A 17,971-nucleotide genomic window follows, 5' to 3' on the forward strand; every position below is an offset into this window, starting at 1 on the left:
TTGGTGATTACTTCTGCTTTAGTCACTGTATGATGAATTTAAATTATTTTCTAATAAGCTTAACGACCTATTAACCAACTGTTTTTGGGACTGCAAATTTACAGGAAGCATTTCAATATAAAAACAAAATGTTCAAAATTAGATTGAATTGTTTAACATTGCCTTAATACATTAACAGTTGCCATTTTGAATAACGAAGTTTTTGTCCATAGATTGTTGGAGTGGTACCCCCTAAATAAACGGGATTTGCCTTGGCGAAACACCCATAACCCATATATCATTTGGTTGTCTGAAATTATTTTACAGCAAACGCGGGTTGCCCAAGGACTCCCATATTTTGAAAATTTCCTAAAAAATTATCCAAATGTTAATGAATTGGCAAATGCACCGTCTGAAGAGGTGATGCGACTTTGGCAGGGATTGGGTTATTATAGCCGTGCAAGAAACCTCCATCAGTGCGCCAAAGACATAGTGGAGAAATATAATGGGGACTTTCCCAATAATTATAAAGACTTATTGAAACTGAAAGGTGTTGGAAGCTATACCGCCGCGGCAATTGCATCTTTTGCATTTGAAGAAAAAGTCGCAGTTGTGGACGGAAATGTTTTCCGGGTTTTGAGCAGGTATTTTGGAATCGCAACAGATATAGCAGGTGGTGCCGGAAAAAAGGAATTTGAAAATCTGGCCAATAAAATCATCCCACACGATAATCCCGGAGAGTACAACCAGGCCATCATGGAGTTTGGTGCCTTACAATGTGTTCCCAAAAATCCGGATTGTGAAAATTGTCCTTTAAAATCAGGTTGTTTTGCCCACAATAATCAGATGGTGGAAAATCTACCGGTAAAGATCAAAAAACTGAAAATTAAAGATCGGCATTTCCAGTACTACTATATTATATGTGGCAACGATTTGATCATTAAAAAAAGAGGAGAAGGGGATATCTGGCAAGGTCTATATGATTTTCCTATGGAAGAATCCGATAAAAAATTCCCTTCCGATCCTGATAATTTTCAGTGGATAAAAGATCTGAAAGGTTTTGTGACAAGCATTGTCAATGATTCTGAAAATACCTACAAACATATACTTACCCATCAAAGAATTTTTGCAAACTTTGTAAAGATCAATTTAAATGATGGTTTCCGTCAGGAACTTAAAAATTGGGCCGATAGGAAAGGCTTTCAATTGGTGAGTGAAGATAATTTTGAAAATCTTGCAAAACCTAAATTGATTTCCAGGTTTTTGAACGATGAAAAATAATCTTTAAATTTATACAGTAACTTTTTGTTAAACCTTTAAACAAACACAATTATGGCCGGAGTAAACAAAGTAATTTTATTGGGCAATTTGGGGGCAGACCCCGAAGTGAAACATTTGGAAGGGGATAAAGTTGTTGCAAACCTAAGATTGGCAACTACTGAAGCCTACAAAGACAAGACAGGCAACCGTGTCGAAAACACAGAATGGCATGACTTAGAACTATGGGATGGACAGGCAAAGATTGCCGAACAATATCTTAAGAAGGGAATGCAACTCTATGTCGAAGGTAAAATCAAATCCGATACTTGGCAGGATGAGCAGGGAAATAATAAAAAAAGAATCAAGATAAGGGTGCTCAGCTTTACAATGCTGGGAGGAAAACCTGATGGTGGTTCTCCATCTGGAAATAGTGGCAATTATTCCAATACTACTTCTTCAAGTTCCACACCTCAGGTAACAGAGGCCTCTGTTGAAGATGATGATTTACCCTTCTGATTCAAATAGTTGAAGATTTGAGCCGGAATTTATTAATTTTGCAACAATCATGTTAATAAATTAATGGACGACCCATACCCGAGTCTTTTATTGCTGGCTGAAACCAGTCCGGTTTCAGCCAGCTATCTCTTGATAAATGCAGTTATTTTTATCCTGTTATTGATTTCTTCTGGTTTGGTTTCCGGTTCGGAAGTAGCATTTTTCTCATTGAATTCAGATGATCTCTCTTCAATGGATGAAAAATCCGATAAAAGAGTCACCAAAGCCATACATCTGGTAGAGTCACCAAAAAATCTTTTAAGTACTGTACTGATCCTGAACAACCTGATCAATATCGGGATTGTAACCTTGACCACATTTTTATCATGGAATATATTTGGGTTGGGAGCCACAGGTATTGTCATCATTTTGGTCCAAACAATAGGTGTCACTTTTGCTATTGTCTTTTTTGGTGAGATTGTGCCAAAGGTTTATGCCACCAAAGCAAAAGTTGAATTTTCATTATTAATGGCGCCTTCCATTTATTTCTTTTCTATCATACTCAAGCCAATTACTGTTTTTCTGATGTCAATGAGCAATTTCATCGAAAAAAGAATTGAGAAAAAAGGCTATTCCTTGTCTGTTGATGAACTAAATCAAGCCTTGGAAATCACCGGAGAAGACACTTCTGAAGAGGAGAAAGACATTCTTAAGGGCATTGTGAATTTTGGAACTTTGTCCGTAAAGCAGGTGATGCAGTCTAGGATGGATATTACAGCATTGGAAATAGAAACAGATTTCCATGAACTGATGGATAAAATCAATAAAAGCGGCTATTCCAGGATTCCGGTTTTCAGGGAGACTATTGATAGCATTGAAGGAATTCTCTACATCAAAGACCTCCTGCCACATGTAGATAAAGATGAGGATTTTGAATGGTCAAATCTAATCCGGAAAGGTTTCTTTGTACCGGAAAACAAAAAAGTGGATTCCTTGCTCAAAGACTTTCAAAAAAAGCGGGTCCATATGGCCATCGTTGTGGATGAATATGGAGGCACTTCAGGTCTAGTCACCCTAGAGGATCTCATTGAGGAGATCATTGGGGAAATCAATGATGAATTTGATGATGCAGAGGATTATTACTTCAAAGAACTAGATCAGAACACCTATATCTTTGAAGGAAAAATCTCTCTGAATGATTTTTGCAAAAAACTCGATCTGGATACACAGATTTTTGATGAGGTCAAGGGGGAAAGCGAATCACTGGGAGGTTTATTGTTGGAACTAAATTCCAATTTGCCCAAGAACGGCTCAAAGATATATTTTGAATCATTCGAATTCACAATTTTAGCTGTAGATACCAAAAGAATCAAAAAGGTTAAAGTACATCTAAGTTCAGGTGAAAAAGAAATGGAAGGCCATAACCTTGACTAAAGTTTCCTAAACCACGAATATTGTTTTTCGGAAATTCACGAAATAACTTAATTTAGTTATTTAAGGACAACAATTCTTTTGGGTATAAATTGATAAAGAACCATATAAAAATTTGAAATTTTTTTTAAGATTTTTGTAAAGAACCTCAATTTTAAAAATCAAAGTAAAATATCCATTTATAGGTTATTTTTAAAACCTATTTTTCCAAAAAATACATAAATTGATTATTTAGAGCTGATCAATTTTACCTAATATGATTTTTTATTAATGATAAAATAGAGTTCAATTATATATAAACTATTTATTACAAAGCCACTTTCATTGCATCAATTTTAATAAAAAGAAAATTTTTTGTAATTTTTGCAACTCAAATTACTAAACCTATTAAATAAATGATGATAAATCAAGGACTTTATCGTGACACTTTCGAACACGATTCCTGTGGGATTGGGGCTGTAGTGAATGCAAAAGGCATTAAAAGTCATGAGACCATCAGCGATGCACTCTTTATGCTGGGCAATATGGAGCATCGTGGCGGCCGTGGCAGTGATCCGAAAACAGGAGATGGGGCAGGAATCCAGATACAGATTCCACATCCCTTTCTAAAGGAAGTTACTTCTAGGGCAGGATTTCAAATCCCTAAAGAAGGCAGTTATGGTGTCGGGATGACTTTTTTCCCAAAAAACAAACAACTGTATAAAAAATCTAAAGAGCTACTTAATAAAATCATAGCAGAATCAGGATTCAACCTATTAGGATATAGGGAAGTGCCTGTAGATGAAACAGTGCCCGGCTCAGGTGCACTTGAAGTCATGCCTAATATTGAAATGGTTTTTGTAAGCCATCAAGAAGGACTAAAGGAGATTGATCTCGAACGGAAGTTATATGTCTTGAGAAACTATGCCTCAAGAACTATCAATAAAGAAGTGCCCGGAGTGAATTCCTCTTTTTACTTTGCCAGTTTCTCTTCATATACCTTAATATATAAAGGGCAATTACGGACAGATCAGGTTTTGCCGTTTTACAAGGATTTGCAAAACAATAAAATAACTTCCGGACTTGCCATCATACATTCCAGGTTTTCTACCAATACTTTCCCAAATTGGAGATTGGCGCAGCCGTTCAGATACCTCTCACACAACGGTGAAATCAACACCATCAGAGGCAATCTCAATAAAATGAAGTCAAAAGAGACTTTGATGAGGACTGTAAATTTCACCGATGAAGAATTGGCCAAATTGATGCCAATTACCAACAAGCAATATTCAGATTCAGCTAATTTAGATGCCATGGTTGAATTGCTGACCTTGAGTGGGAGATCTTTGCCCCATGTCATGATGATGATGGTGCCTGAAGCTTGGCAGGACAATCAAATGATGGACAAAGACAGAAAAGCATTCTATAAGTTTCATGCCTCTTTGATGGAAGCTTGGGATGGACCTGCCGCCCTATTGTTTACAGATGGCAAATCCGTAGGAGCAACTTTGGACAGGAACGGATTAAGGCCACTGCGCTATTTTATCACAAATGATGACAGATTGATCCTTTCTTCTGAAGCCGGTGCTTTACCTATCAGGGAAGCTACAATCACCCAGAAAGGTCGAATAAGTCCTGGCCGAATGTTATTGGCTGATCTCCAAAAGGGAAAAATCTTCTTTGATGACGAGATTAAGGCTAAAATATGTGATAATAAGCCGTATGATAAATGGGTAAGAGAGGAGAGATTAAAACTGCGCCTGATGCCTGACCCGGAAAAACTGGAAAATCCTTATTCTACCGAGGATATCAAAAAGAGGCAAACGGTTTTTGGATATACCTCCGAAGAAATCAAGGTGGTGCTATCGCCAATGGGAGAATCCGGCTATGAGGCAATAGGCTCCATGGGTGCTGACACACCTTTGGCGGTATTATCCAAGCAAAGCCAACATATCTCAAATTACTTCAAACAACTTTTTGCACAGGTAAGTAATCCTCCAATCGACCCTATTAGGGAAAGACTTGTGATGTCTTTGTTTACCAGAATCGGAGAAAGCCATAACATATTGGCGGAAAGTCCCAGACATTCAAGACAGATTCATATTTCCCAACCGGTATTGTTGAACCATGATCTGGAGAAAATCAAAAACCTGGAAGATGAAGGGTACAGGTCAGTTACCTTATATGCTCATTTTGAAGCTAATCACAAACCCGGAAGTTTGCTTGAATCCTTGAACCAATTATGTAAGGAAGCAGAAGGTTCAATTTATGCCGGCAAAAATGTGATTATCATTTCAGATAGAAAAAGCTCTGAATCAAAAGCTCCAATACCATCACTTTTGGCTATTGGTGCCGTACACCATCATTTGGTCAAAAAGAAATTAAGAACACGGGCAGGACTGGTTGTTGAAGCCGGTGATATCAGAGAAGCCCATCATTTTGCAACAATCATTGGATATGGTGCTTCTGCAATCAATCCATATTTAGCATTGGAATCTCTGTTACATCTCAACGAAAAAGGTGCTTTTGGTAAAGAACTGAGTCAAAAACAACTGTTCCAAAATTATCAGGCTGCCATTGGCAAAGGCTTGTTGAAAGTCTTGTCAAAAATGGGGATCAGTACCCTACAGTCTTATCAAGGTGCACAGATTTTCGAAGCAATAGGGCTGGGACCGGAGGTAATTGACAGATGCTTTAGAGGAACAGTCAGCAGAATCAGTGGAATTTCATTTGACGAACTTGCCGAAGAGGTATTGATCAGGCATCACGCTGCCTACAATACTGAAAGCCCACTTTTGGAAACAGGTGGTGTATATCAATGGAAAAGAAGAGGGGAAAAACATTTATTTAATCCTGAAACCATCCATTTATTACAAAAATCAACCCAGCTCAACGACTATGACTTGTATAAAAAGTTTGCCCGGAAAATCAATGAGCAGACCAAAGATGCCCTGACATTAAGAGGTCTTTTTGAATTCAAAAAGAGAATATCCATTCCATTGGAAGAAGTAGAGCCAGTTGAGTCGATTATGAAGCGGTTTGCTACCGGAGCAATGTCTTTTGGATCAATATCACATGAGGCGCACAGTACTTTGGCCATTGCCATGAACCGTATCGGGGCTAAAAGCAACAGTGGTGAAGGAGGTGAAGATGAAATCCGCTATGAAAGAAAAGAAAATGGGGATTGGGAAAGATCCGCTATCAAACAGGTAGCTTCAGGCCGGTTTGGTGTGACGAGTAATTATCTCACCAATGCAGTGGAATTGCAGATCAAAATGGCCCAAGGTGCAAAACCCGGAGAAGGCGGACAGCTACCTGGGCATAAAGTTGATGATTGGATCGGTAGGGTCAGACACTCAACACCCGGAGTTGGATTGATTTCTCCTCCTCCACACCATGATATTTATTCCATAGAAGACCTTGCACAGCTGATTTATGATCTGAAAAACGCAAACAGAAAAGCAAGAATCAATGTGAAGTTGGTCTCTCAAGCGGGAGTAGGTACAGTTGCAGCAGGTGTAGCCAAAGCACAATCGGATGTCATCCTGATATCAGGTGCCGATGGGGGTACAGGTGCATCGCCCCTAAGCTCAATTAGACATGCGGGATTACCTTGGGAACTTGGTTTATCAGAAGCGCATCAGACATTGGTCAAAAACAACCTGAGAAGCAGGGTAGTCCTTCAAACAGATGGACAACTTAGAACGGGTAGGGATATTGCGATCGCCACTTTATTAGGAGCTGAGGAATGGGGCATTTCTACAGGAGCATTGGTAGTGGAAGGCTGTATCATGATGAGAAAATGTCACCTGAACACCTGTCCTGTCGGAATAGCTACCCAAAACCCTGAGCTCAGAAAACTATTTACAGGAAATCCGGACCATGTAGTCAATTACTTTATGTTCCTGGCCCAAGACCTAAGAGAAATCATGGCTTCGCTTGGATTTTACAACATTGACGAGATGGTAGGACAGAGCGACGTACTCAAGGCCACCGGAAATATGAACCATTGGAAATGGGACAAGGTTGATCTGAGCCCAATATTCCATAAAGTCGAAGTTCCTGACCATGTAGGTATCCACAAGCAAATAGATCAGGAATTTGAACTGAAAGAAGTCCTTGACAGGAAACTCATCAAGGAAGCAATTCCTTCTTTGGAACAGGCCAACCATGTAAGTGGAAGCTTTAAAATCAAAAATACTGATAGAACAGTCGGGGCCATGTTATCCAATGAAATCTCCAAAATTTATGGCAGTCCCGGACTTCCGGAAGATACCATACAATATAAATTCGTCGGTTCGGCCGGTCAGACCTTTGGAGGATTCCTTTCTAAGGGAGTCACCTTCGAACTGGAAGGCGAATCAAACGACTATTTCGGTAAGGGACTTTCCGGTGGAAAATTGATTATATACCCAAGTAGAAATTCAACTTTTGTTCCTCACGAGAACATCATCATCGGCAATGTTGCATTTTATGGAGGGACCTCTGGCCAAGCCTTTATCAATGGTAAAGGTGGTGAAAGGTTCTGTGTGAGAAATTCAGGTGTGAAGGCTGTGGTAGAAGGCATCGGGGACCATGGATGTGAATATATGACAGGAGGCCTTGTCATCAACTTGGGTGAAATAGGAAGAAACTTTGCCGCAGGAATGAGCGGGGGAATTGCCTATATCCTTAAAGACTATATTTTTCTGATCAATCAGGAAATGGTGGATCTGGATCCGTTGAATGAAGACGATTTTGTCACGATCAAAGAACATCTGAAAGAACACATGCAATTGACCAATAGCCAATTGGCAAGTGAATACCTGGAAAATTGGGATGAGTACCGAGGACGGTTTATCAAAGTCATTCCAAGGGATTACAAAGAAGTATTGAGAAAAAAAGCATTGGAAAACACAACAACATTAGTGTAAGATGGGAGCAAAAGAAGGATTTATATTATTCAAAAGAGAACTGCCCGAAACAAGGAGTCCTGAAGATAGAATCAACGATTACAAAGAAATATATAAGCCATTTGAAGGAGAAAAACTCAATCAACAGGCTGCAAGGTGTATGGATTGTGGAATTCCCTTCTGCCATCAAGGATGTCCGCTTGGCAATGTGATCCCGGATTTCAACGATGCAGTTTACCGAAATGAATGGGAAGAAGCTTTTCACATTTTAAGGAGCACTAACAATTTTCCTGAATTCACGGGAAGGATCTGCCCTGCTCCATGCGAAACATCTTGTGTTTTGGGAATCAACAAAGACCCTGTTGCTATTGAACTGATTGAGAAAAATATTGCTGAAAAAGCCTATGAAATGGGATTGGTGGTTCCAAAACCACCAAAATTCAGAACAGGCAAAACCGTTGCGGTAATAGGTTCCGGGCCTGCTGGCCTGGCTGCCGCAGATCAGCTTAATCTGGCGGGTCATGAAGTGACGGTTTTTGAAAAAGACCATAAGGTAGGCGGACTTTTACGCTATGGCATCCCCGACTTCAAACTGGAAAAATGGGTGATTGACAGAAGGGTAGATGTGATGGAAAAAGAAGGCGTCATATTCAGTACCAATACTGACGTTGGGTTCAATATCAAAGCAGACAATATTATTAGGAATTTTGATGCTGTGATTTTGGCAACAGGTGCACAGCAACCCCGTGAACTTAAAATAAAAGGCGCCGATTTAAAAGGAATCCATTTTGCAATGGAGTTTTTAGGAAAACAGAATCAGGTTATCAGTGACGAACTACCGGAAAATCCTATCGCAGCTGAAGGCAAGCATGTTATAGTCATAGGCGGGGGTGATACAGGTTCAGATTGTATTGGAACCTCCAATAGGCATGGCGCTGCTTCAATTACCCAATTGGAGTTGTTACCAAAGCCTCCAAAACAAAGAACTGTTCTCAATCCATGGCCTGAATGGCCTATGACCTTGAAAACCTCAAGCTCTCATGAAGAAGGAGCTGACAGGGTTTTTTCTATTCTGACCAAAGAATTTATCGGCAACGAAAAAGGAGAAGTCACAGGCTTGGTTTTGGTGGACTTAGAATGGAAAGAAGAAAATGGCAGAATGCAGTTTGTGGAAGTTCCGAAGACGCAAAGGACATTGCCATGTGATCTGGCATTTTTGGCCATTGGTTATACTGGACCTGCCCAAAATGGGTTATTGGAAGCTTTTGGAGTACAGACCATGGAAAACAGTCTGCCCAAATCCAAAGAATATCAAAGTACAAATAAGAAAGTTTTTTTAGCAGGGGATATGCGGAGGGGCCAATCCCTCGTGGTTTGGGCTATTTCTGAAGGGAGGGAGGCGGCAGTCCGTGTGGATGAATACCTTCAGGGCAATTCATTTCTGCCACGAAGAGACGAGGGATATTATGAAGTGGAAGAAGAAATGCTCACCGATTAAAAGAAAGCAATAAGCCTAAGATAAAGAGTAAGCGTAATAGTAAGTTTAGTTTATTGAGAAGCTGTTTCCTGTTTTGGGAAGATTTTCAGCAAAAAAAGAGCAGGTCATTGACCTGCTCTTTTATTTTCAAATTTAACCAATCTTTATCTATGATTTCTATTTAGATCCTGAAGGACCAGTTCCTCTACTACCTCTATTGCCGCCTTTTCTGTGTATAGACCTCTTTCTTTCATTATCACGGCTACGCATTTGTTGTCCCTTTTCTCTATTGGATTCTTTCAGTTCCGACCATTTGGCCTTTTGTTCAGGTGTCAGGACTGCTTCGATCTGCTCATTCTGGGCTTTCATCGATTGCTGCATTTCAGCTCTTTTGGTCTCCCTTTCCGCCCTCATTGCTTCCATTTCTGTCTGCCTTTTTTGCGCATTTTCCAGATTGATCTTGTAGATCTGTTCTTTTTGTGCTTCAGTCAGTTCCAATTGTTCCGAGATGCGTTCTGTTATTCTTTCCGCTCGTTGTTCCGGAGTGGAGGCTTCTCTTTGTGGTCCTCTTTGTGCAAATGCCGTGGCATAAGTCAAAGTGAAAACTGTGGCGATCAATATGATCTTTTTCATGGTTTTGTCATTTAAAATGTGTTCGTTCACTTTTATTTTTCAGCCGATGGATTTATGAATTTTCCCGGGGATTCATCTTTTCCTTGCTGTGTTATTGTCGGTTAGACCAAGTCTCTGATAGAAGGTTTAAGTCAACCATGCAATTAAAATGTTAATGAATCTTAAAATAATGATGGCGACTTTAACCAATATTGTTTAAATATGACAATGGAAAAATTTTACTACTTCGGTTATGCCAGCAACATGCACAAATCCACTTTGGATAGTTGTCTTAAATTTAAAGCTGATAAAATTGCGGTTGGGGTGCTTCCTCACTTTGGGTTTAGATTCAACCATTTGAATCAGGATGGTACCGCAAGGGCCAATATTGTTCCAAGTCAAAATGAATCTGTATATGGGGTGATTTATGAAATCTCCGGAGAGAATTTTGACCATTTCCTGACCTCAGAACCTGGGTATGATTTTGTAAAAAAAGAAATTCATTTAAAAAACGGGAAGCTTGAAGCCTACACCTTTATTTCTACCAAAACAGAAAACGGATTATTTCCATATAAAGAGTATTGGCAGACCATTGTTCTTGGAGGGAAGGAAAATGGACTGCCAAATGGCTATCTGGCTCAGATCATAAATCGAGTAGGAAAAGTTTGATCGACAAAAATCAATCCTCATAGTCTTTTTCTTCCAGCATCCACTGCCTTTTAAATTCTTTGACATACCGGGGTCGGATCAAAAGCCTCAGACTGGGATCAAAGGACAGGTACTTCCATGACCAGGTCAGAAAAATCATGAGTTTATTTTTCACACCAAGAATAGCCATCAGGTGGACAAATAACCAAACAAACCAAGCAAAAAAACCATGAAAACTGACAAAGGGCAAATCCACAACAGCCATGGACTTACCCACAGTAGCCATAGACCCGAGGTCTTTGTACCGGAATGGTTTCCATTCTTTATTTTTTAATTCACCTTTGAAATTTTTAGCAAGATTGGCAGCCTGTTGGATCGCTACTTGGGCCACTTGGGGATGACCTTGCGGATATTTTTCTTCTGTTTGCAAACATTGGTCTCCCAGAACAAAAATATCTTTTTCCTGAAATAACCGATTGAATTCATCTACCAAAAGCCTACCGTTCGGTGCTCTTTGCTCTTCTTCCACACCTATCAGAGAATTGGCCTTTATCCCCGCTGCCCATAATAATGTCAGGGTGTTGATAGGTTCTTTGCCTTTTAACTTCACGGTAAGACCATCATAATCCTCCACCATTGTATTGAGCATGACTTCCACGCCTAAGTTCTGTAGATATTCCAGTGCCTTCTCTCTTGATTTAGGAAACAATCCGCTCAAAAGTGAGCCCCCGGCCTCAATCAAAATCACCCTCATGTTCTTGAAACTAAGCTGGGGATAATCCCTGGGTAGGACTTTGTTCCTTAGTTCTGCAATTGAGCCTGCAAGTTCCACTCCAGTAGCTCCACCTCCTACAATAACCACATTCATAATCGGTTTTCTCTCTTCCTCACTTTCTACGTTGACTGCCCTTTCATAATTTGAAATGATTTTATTCCTTATATAGAGTGCCTCTGAGGTGGATTTCATTGGGGCACTGAATTTTTGAATATTGGCATTTCCAAAATAATTGGTATTTGCCCCTAGGGATAAAACAAGGTAATCATAAGAAATTGAGCCCAAGTTGGTATAAACATGCTTTGTTTTCTTATCCACTTCCTTTACTACTGCCATTCTGAAAACAATATTATCAGTTTTGTGAAAAAGTCTTCGCAGCGGAAAAGAAACCGCACTTGGGGATAGTGCTGCAGTTGCCACCTGATACAGCAAAGGCTGAAACATGTGATAATTGTTTTTATCCAAAATAACTACCTGCAACTTGGTATGTGCAAGTTTCTGTGCCAATTTCAGACCGGCAAAGCCTGCTCCCACAATCACAATTCTTTTATAGGTTGGTTTGGGAATGTTTGGTATCGCTGGGATTTCGGAAACTGTCATTCTAAAAATTCTTTTAAATTAAAACTATCGTAAAACTATAAATTTTTAATAGACCTTGGGCTTTTATAGTAGAATTGTTTGGATTGAAAACAGTTCATTTTAGGCGATATGAAAAGATTTATTAATTTTACCCACCTGTAAATAATAATAGCAATGGGAAGAGCTTTTGAATTCCGAAAAGAAAGAAAATTTAAGCGTTGGAGCCAAATGTCAAAGGTCTTTACAAGACTGGGCAAAGAAATAGTCATGGCTGTCAAGACCGGTGGACCTGACCCTTCAAACAACTCCAGACTGAGAACCCTTATTCAGAATGCCAAAGGTGCTTCCATGCCAAAAGACAGAATCGAAGCTGCAATAAAAAGGGCTTCAAATAAGGACGAAAAAGACTACGAAGAAATCGTTTATGAGGGATATGGCCCTTATGGTGTTGCGGTCATCATTGAAACCTCAACAGACAATATTAATAGAACAGTAGCCAACATCAGAAGTTATTTTACCAAATCCGGCGGTTCTTTGGGCACTTCCGGCTCTGTAAGTTTTATGTTTGACAAAAAGGCGGTTTTTCGGTTTGCCCAAGGAGACCTGGATATGGAAGAACTGGAACTTGAGCTTATTGACCATGGGCTTGATGAGATTGATGAAAATGAAGGTGAAATTTTTGTTTATACCGCCTTTGAAGACTTCGGAAAAATGCAGAGTGCCCTGGAGGAAAAGCACATAGAAATCATCAATGCTGATTTCCAGTGGTTCCCTGCCACAACAGTGGAACTTTCCGAAGAACATGAAGAAGAAATCAATAAATTAATCGAAAAACTTGAGGAAGACGATGATGTCAATCAGGTCTTTACTAATGTTGCATAATTATTTCCAATCAAACCTATATAAAGATTTGTTTATCTTTACATGTGTTTATCGTTAACCACATATCATGACTTTTCCCAAGCGAAAGAATATTAAAGACCAAGAGCGTCAGAATTTAGTAATTGTAGGCAGCAGAAATCCAGTAAAAATCAGATGTACCGAATCAGCATTCCATCAGATGTTTGAGGGAGCGTATTTAGTGGAAGGATTGAACGTTTCTTCGGACATCGATGCCCAGCCAACCGGAGATGAACAGACGCTAAAAGGTGCAATGAACAGAGCAAAAAATTCCAAAGCCATATTCCCGGAGGCCGATTTCTGGGTGGGTGTTGAAGGTGGTGTAGAGGATTTCAATGGAGAAATGATGGCTTTTGCCTGGGCTGTTGTCCTTGACAGGGATGGAAAAATAGGCAAGGCAAAGACTTCTGTTTTTTTTCTCCCTCAGGAAGTGGCAAAATTGGTGCGTAAAGGCATGGAATTAGGAGAGGCCGATGATAAATTTTTTCAAACAGAAAACTCAAAAGAAGGTGATGGTGCTGTAGGGATTCTTACCAATGGTGTCCTTGACAGAAAAAACTATTACCAGCAAGCTGTAATTTTAGCTTTGATTCCTTTTGTGAATCCAAATATCTATTAATCAAATGATCAAGGATGGATTGGATAAAAAAGAAGCAATGAACATCTTCATGAAAAGAGTGATGGGTTCCATTGACAAATAATACAGTGAGCGGAGAGTGGTTTATCATCCAATAAATCTTTTTGAGCCCTTTACGGGCTCTTTTTTATTTCAGGTTTTTCAGAAAACTCTCCAATGAAACTCTCCAATCCGGATGGGCATCCCATACAGGGCCAATGTACAGTTCATTTCTGACCAAAAATCTGATATAATATTTCACTACGATCCTGTTCTGCATTTCGGGGTTTCCCACTGGTAACCCCATGTTTTCAAGCAGGTCGGACTCTCTGGCTTCCACTCGCATCAATACAAACTGGACCCTGTCTCTGATCAGTTCAGCGTCAGTTTTAGGATCCGTGAGAAACTCTATTTGATATGGATACAATTCGGAAAACAACCTTTCCAATCCTTCTTTTTCGGCTTTTTGTTCAGCCAAGATCAATTCCTTCGACTTTCCCAAAAGATCATATCGAAAAGTATTCAAAAATCCACTTTCTCCAGAAGAGCCTGAAAGCGGAATTCCCAACTTAAAGACATCCAGGTTCAGTGGATTTCTATTGATAAATTGTGGTGCATTCGCCGCTGCACTGGCACCTGAAGGGAATTCAGGTACTTCGACTACCAACAGGTTTTTTGTTCTTTGTTCCTTTCCCAGATCAGACAAGGATTTTCTGAGTTCATCCAAAGAATTCTCCGTTAGATTCCAAAGACCTGTAGTGGGAAGAATATTCCTGTTTTTAGTATAGGGCCCAATATTCAGCTCCACACTGCCATCACCTTTCCTGGTCAGTATTACAATATTGGCAATCAACCGTTTATTGAACATTTCTGCGAATCCTGCCTGTATATCTTCAGAAATGGCTATGTCCTCTAGTTCATAATATGCTACAGGATCTCCTCCTGCCTCTACCAAAGCGGGATGGATCTGATCTGCCAAAACAGTCCAAGAAATAGCCGGCCTTGCTTGTGGTGCATTGGAAATCAACACCACAGACTTTCCGTCTATAAATTGATCGGGAAGGGCTGATTGGGCAAATAAGACGTTAAAAAAAGCAAAAAAGAACAGCAGCGCTGAAAGATATTTCATGATTGTTAAGATACGAGCGATTAATCCTTAGTATTTTTACGAATATACATAACGGCCAATGATTATCCATAAATGGATAAATAAACAACGGTCAAATTTAAAAACTGATATGAGGAAGAATATCAAATTTCTTGCTGTTATATTAATAATGGTGCCAATTACACTATTTGGCCAAAAAATAAATAAAGGGCAATTGTTGAAAGATATCCAATACCTTTCTTCTGAAGAGCTCGAAGGAAGAAAGCCGCTCTCTGAGGGAAGTTTGAAGGCCCGCTCATATATTAAGGAAAGATTTGCCTCCCTTGAGATGTCATCACAATACCCCGATTATACCCAATACTTTGATTTTCAAAACCGTAGGGAAGGGAAATTATACGAAAATGCTGCAAATATAATAGGTTTTATTCCGGGATCAGAATCGGACAAATTGTTCGTCGTCATGGCGCATTATGATCATTTAGGGCGTCAGGGAGACAATATTCTTTTTGGTGCTGATGACAACGCCTCAGGTACTGCGGCCGTTTTGGCTATTGCTGCATATTTTTCAGAAAACAGGCCCTCCCACTCCATGATGTTCGTTGCCTTGGATGCCGAAGAAATGGGGCATCAAGGTGCCAAAGCTTTGGTAGAGGATTTTCCGTTCTCCTTAGATCAAGTTGTATTGAACATCAATATGGATATGATCAGCAGAAATGATGACAATGAAATTTATGCTGTTGGAACTTATCATTCTCCGTTTCTGAAACCTTTAATTTCAGAGGTTTCAGATGGAAGAAACCCGGCATTGATATTTGGCCATGACGAACCATCCTTGGGAAGAAATGACTGGACCCGAGCCTCCGACCACGCACAGTTCCATGATAGAGGAGTACCATTTATATATTTTGGAGTTGAAGACCATAAGGATTATCACAAGCCAACAGATACTTTTGAAAATATCCAACCTGAATTTTACATTGATGCTGTTGTATTGATTCTCGATATAATCATTGCTCTGGATAAGGGTTTGTTATTATCGGAAGAAAAATGAATCCCGAAGGATTAATTAATTTTGTTCAGAATTCTGGTCGTGATTTTACCAAAAAATTTATTAAATCAAGTGTTAGCGTACAATAATTTCTAATTTTATAATTCTTCTTGGTAAAATTCAAAATGGTTTTTTTCTCTTGAATTCAATTCATAAAAATCCAACCCAATAAGACCAAATTCTATATTCATTTATCACATTCCATTTTTCCCTGTCTATTCTATATTTTTGAAAATATAATTAGACAAATCCAAGATCAAATTCTCTGATTTACCCTAATACGCAAAAGGACCATCCTATTTTATTCTTGATATAAATAATTATAAAAAACTCATTTACAGTTAGATATCCACAAAAACACCTATTCTTATAATATTTCAACTGATTGATTGTCTGATACATAGATGATGTTTTTATAGGTGTGTGGATAAATGTGGAAATATGTGGATAAAAAAGGCTTGTTTTTTACCTTCATTGTTTACAGGCTGTATTTCAACATTTTGATGAACGGCATAACAATTCTTTTCTTAGATCGTAACCTAATTATCTCCTCTTTAAGCGTCAAAAAATGACCAATATTTTGTAGGTACTTCTGACAATTCACCAAAAGGGAGATAATATTCAATTTGCCCATCTGAAACAGTAAGGTATTATCTAGATGTTAATTGGGAAATTGCAATTTTAACCTAAAAATTGAAATTCTAAATGAAGGTATTGCTTTTATGTTTGTTGTTAGTTTTCAGTAACTCTTATTCCAACGAAAGTTCAGATCAGTCTAAGACCGAATCCACATTTCGTATAATCAGTTACCCGGAGTTTGAAGAGATGTTAAAGACGACTTCAAATAAAATCAAAGTTTATAATTTTTGGGCAACTTGGTGTGGCCCATGTGTGAAAGAAATGCCATATTTTGAAAAAATCCAAGCAGAGGACTCTTCTATAGAATTGATCTTTATCTCTATGGATGATGGCAGAAAACCGGAAAGGGTAACTTCCTTTATCGACAAAAAAAGAATCAAAGCCCCTGTTTACCTGTTGAACGATGTGGATTATAATAAGTGGATAGACAAAGTTGACCCATCCTGGTCCGGTGCGATACCCGCCACACTTTTCATTAAATCAGATGGAACAAAATCCTTTCATGAAGGAGAATTGACCGAAAAAGAATTAAAACTTATCATAAACCAATTAAAATAATTTGCCATGAAAAAGATACAAATAGGTGTAATGTCCTTTGTTTTGAGTATGGGTCTCATTGTTGGCGCTATGGCACAAAACCCTGGGTACAAAATCGGAGATAAAGCCGCAGATTTCAAACTTAAAAGTGTGGATGGTTCTTGGGTATCACTGCCTAATAATGCCAAAGGTGCCATCGTCATTTTCACCTGCAATACCTGCCCCTATGTGGTGGCCTATGAAGACCGGATGATCGACCTCCACAAGAAATATGCTGCAAAAGGATATCCCGTCATTGCCATCAATTCCAATGACGATAAGGTGAGTCCTGGTGACAGCTTTGAAAAAATGAAGGATCGGTCTAAATCCAAAAAATTTCCTTATGCCTACGCTTATGACAAAAGTCAGGAAGTAATCAAAAAATATGGAGCTTCAAGAACGCCCCACGTTTACCTGCTTCATAAAGAGGGCAATGACTTTATGGTCAAATACATCGGTGCCATAGACAACAATTACCAAGACCCGACCGGAGTAACGGAAAAGTATGTGGAGGAAGCATTGGACGACCTAATGAACGGCAGAAAAGTTGCAGTAGAATCAACCAAAGCAATTGGCTGTTCCATAAAGTGGACAAAGAATGCTCAATAGAAAGGTATAAGTATTCATATTAAAGAAATATGTTGAAAGAAGGCTGCTTCCTGAAGAAACAGCCTTTTTTCGTTATACAGCCTTAGCCTTATCCATCTGATTGATGATGTCTTCATAATCCAACTTATCCCAATTTTGGGTAATCAAAGGGTCAGCCATGACTCTATCCATAATCATTTCCTGAAGTTTACCTTGTGTATAAGCATCGGAATAGGGAATACTGGAAAAGGTTACCATGGTATAAAGCGGGATCCAGTCTTTTGGAAATAAGGTATGGAGCTTGGCTTCAATTCTTTTTCGGATCAAAAACTTTGGATCTGCTACCTGATCTCTCATTTCTTCAAAATT

The 17,971-nt window shown here is 39.1% G+C and carries 14 protein-coding genes and 2 pseudogenes; 12 read left to right on the top strand and 4 right to left on the bottom strand.

Going from position 1 to position 17,971, the window contains the following annotated elements; all coding sequences use genetic code 11:
* Positions 1-186 precede the first annotated feature (186 nt).
* From mutY to ACEW8O_RS12430, 5 genes are all read left to right on the top strand, one after another.
* Entirely contained in the window at positions 187-1,260 is a 1,074-nt protein-coding gene (gene mutY / locus ACEW8O_RS12410; RefSeq protein ID WP_373494946.1) for an A/G-specific adenine glycosylase, read from the top strand.
* 51 nt (positions 1,261-1,311) lie between these two features.
* Positions 1,312-1,755, top strand: a complete 444-nt coding sequence (locus ACEW8O_RS12415) for a single-stranded DNA-binding protein (protein WP_373494947.1) — start codon at positions 1,312-1,314, stop codon at positions 1,753-1,755.
* A 63-nt stretch (positions 1,756-1,818) separates the two neighbouring features.
* On the top strand, positions 1,819-3,168 hold the full coding sequence (gene gldE, locus ACEW8O_RS12420) for a gliding motility-associated protein GldE (RefSeq protein ID WP_373494948.1): 1,350 nt from the start codon (positions 1,819-1,821) through the stop codon (positions 3,166-3,168).
* A 398-nt stretch (positions 3,169-3,566) separates the two neighbouring features.
* On the top strand, positions 3,567-8,057 hold the full coding sequence (gene gltB / locus ACEW8O_RS12425; RefSeq protein WP_373494959.1) for a glutamate synthase large subunit: 4,491 nt from the start codon (positions 3,567-3,569) through the stop codon (positions 8,055-8,057).
* Between the two features lies 1 nt (position 8,058).
* Entirely contained in the window at positions 8,059-9,534 is a 1,476-nt protein-coding gene (locus ACEW8O_RS12430; RefSeq protein WP_373494949.1) for a glutamate synthase subunit beta, read from the top strand.
* A 156-nt stretch (positions 9,535-9,690) separates the two neighbouring features.
* Here ACEW8O_RS12430 and ACEW8O_RS12435 read toward each other — a convergent pair whose 3' ends face one another.
* Positions 9,691-10,146: a Spy/CpxP family protein refolding chaperone gene (locus tag ACEW8O_RS12435; protein WP_373494950.1), complete on the bottom strand. Its 456-nt coding sequence runs from the start codon at positions 10,144-10,146 to the stop codon at positions 9,691-9,693.
* Positions 10,147-10,353: 207 nt separating this feature from the next.
* Between ACEW8O_RS12435 and ACEW8O_RS12440 the strand changes: the two genes are divergently transcribed.
* Positions 10,354-10,794: a gamma-glutamylcyclotransferase family protein gene (locus tag ACEW8O_RS12440; protein WP_373494951.1), complete on the top strand. Its 441-nt coding sequence runs from the start codon at positions 10,354-10,356 to the stop codon at positions 10,792-10,794.
* 10 nt (positions 10,795-10,804) lie between these two features.
* Here ACEW8O_RS12440 and ACEW8O_RS12445 read toward each other — a convergent pair whose 3' ends face one another.
* The gene (locus ACEW8O_RS12445; RefSeq protein WP_373494952.1) at positions 10,805-12,148 is read right to left on the bottom strand and encodes an NAD(P)/FAD-dependent oxidoreductase; all 1,344 of its coding nucleotides are present in this window, start codon (positions 12,146-12,148) and stop codon (positions 10,805-10,807) included.
* Positions 12,149-12,301: 153 nt separating this feature from the next.
* On the opposite strand from ACEW8O_RS12445, the gene ACEW8O_RS12450 reads away from it, so the two are divergent.
* From ACEW8O_RS12450 to ACEW8O_RS12460, 3 genes and pseudogenes are all read left to right on the top strand, one after another.
* Positions 12,302-13,009 (top strand): YebC/PmpR family DNA-binding transcriptional regulator, encoded by a 708-nt coding sequence (locus tag ACEW8O_RS12450; protein ID WP_373494953.1) that lies wholly within the window; start codon positions 12,302-12,304, stop codon positions 13,007-13,009.
* Positions 13,010-13,076: 67 nt separating this feature from the next.
* Entirely contained in the window at positions 13,077-13,646 is a 570-nt protein-coding gene (gene yjjX / locus ACEW8O_RS12455; protein WP_373494954.1) for an inosine/xanthosine triphosphatase, read from the top strand.
* Positions 13,636-13,728, top strand: a pseudogene (locus ACEW8O_RS12460) (DUF6952 family protein); the annotation flags it as partial. The gene yjjX and the pseudogene ACEW8O_RS12460, both read left to right, overlap by 11 nt.
* A 63-nt stretch (positions 13,729-13,791) precedes the next feature.
* On the opposite strand, the gene ACEW8O_RS12465 reads toward ACEW8O_RS12460, so the two are convergent.
* Positions 13,792-14,772 (bottom strand): NTPase, encoded by a 981-nt coding sequence (locus tag ACEW8O_RS12465; RefSeq protein ID WP_373494955.1) that lies wholly within the window; start codon positions 14,770-14,772, stop codon positions 13,792-13,794.
* Positions 14,773-14,881: 109 nt separating this feature from the next.
* Here ACEW8O_RS12465 and ACEW8O_RS12470 point away from each other — a divergent pair, with 109 nt between their 5' ends.
* From ACEW8O_RS12470 to ACEW8O_RS12480, 3 genes are all read left to right on the top strand, one after another.
* Entirely contained in the window at positions 14,882-15,802 is a 921-nt protein-coding gene (locus ACEW8O_RS12470; protein ID WP_373494956.1) for a M28 family peptidase, read from the top strand.
* 702 nt (positions 15,803-16,504) lie between these two features.
* Positions 16,505-16,996 (top strand): TlpA family protein disulfide reductase, encoded by a 492-nt coding sequence (locus ACEW8O_RS12475; RefSeq protein ID WP_373494957.1) that lies wholly within the window; start codon positions 16,505-16,507, stop codon positions 16,994-16,996.
* Positions 16,997-17,002: 6 nt separating this feature from the next.
* Entirely contained in the window at positions 17,003-17,623 is a 621-nt protein-coding gene (locus tag ACEW8O_RS12480; protein ID WP_373494958.1) for a thioredoxin family protein, read from the top strand.
* A gap of 72 nt (positions 17,624-17,695) precedes the next feature.
* On the opposite strand, the pseudogene ACEW8O_RS12485 reads toward ACEW8O_RS12480, so the two are convergent.
* Positions 17,696-17,971: pseudogene (locus ACEW8O_RS12485) on the bottom strand (kynurenine 3-monooxygenase); the annotation flags it as partial.

This window comes from Aquiflexum sp. (assembly GCF_041749095.1).
GTDB lineage: Bacteria > Bacteroidota > Bacteroidia > Cytophagales > Cyclobacteriaceae > Aquiflexum.

What these genes read in the sequence shown, in the direction of transcription:
- ACEW8O_RS12415 (WP_373494947.1), top strand. Translation starts at nt 1,312, where the DNA reads ATGGCCGGAGTAAACAAAGTAATTTTATTGGGCAATTTGGGGGCAGAC.
- gldE (WP_373494948.1), top strand. Translation starts at nt 1,819, where the DNA reads ATGGACGACCCATACCCGAGTCTTTTATTGCTGGCTGAAACCAGTCCG.
- ACEW8O_RS12430 (WP_373494949.1), top strand. Translation starts at nt 8,059, where the DNA reads ATGGGAGCAAAAGAAGGATTTATATTATTCAAAAGAGAACTGCCCGAA.
- ACEW8O_RS12435 (WP_373494950.1), bottom strand. Translation starts at nt 10,146, where the DNA reads ATGAAAAAGATCATATTGATCGCCACAGTTTTCACTTTGACTTATGCC.
- ACEW8O_RS12440 (WP_373494951.1), top strand. Translation starts at nt 10,354, where the DNA reads ATGGAAAAATTTTACTACTTCGGTTATGCCAGCAACATGCACAAATCC.
- ACEW8O_RS12445 (WP_373494952.1), bottom strand. Translation starts at nt 12,148, where the DNA reads ATGACAGTTTCCGAAATCCCAGCGATACCAAACATTCCCAAACCAACC.
- ACEW8O_RS12450 (WP_373494953.1), top strand. Translation starts at nt 12,302, where the DNA reads ATGGGAAGAGCTTTTGAATTCCGAAAAGAAAGAAAATTTAAGCGTTGG.
- yjjX (WP_373494954.1), top strand. Translation starts at nt 13,077, where the DNA reads ATGACTTTTCCCAAGCGAAAGAATATTAAAGACCAAGAGCGTCAGAAT.
- ACEW8O_RS12465 (WP_373494955.1), bottom strand. Translation starts at nt 14,772, where the DNA reads ATGAAATATCTTTCAGCGCTGCTGTTCTTTTTTGCTTTTTTTAACGTC.
- ACEW8O_RS12470 (WP_373494956.1), top strand. Translation starts at nt 14,882, where the DNA reads ATGAGGAAGAATATCAAATTTCTTGCTGTTATATTAATAATGGTGCCA.
- ACEW8O_RS12475 (WP_373494957.1), top strand. Translation starts at nt 16,505, where the DNA reads ATGAAGGTATTGCTTTTATGTTTGTTGTTAGTTTTCAGTAACTCTTAT.
- ACEW8O_RS12480 (WP_373494958.1), top strand. Translation starts at nt 17,003, where the DNA reads ATGAAAAAGATACAAATAGGTGTAATGTCCTTTGTTTTGAGTATGGGT.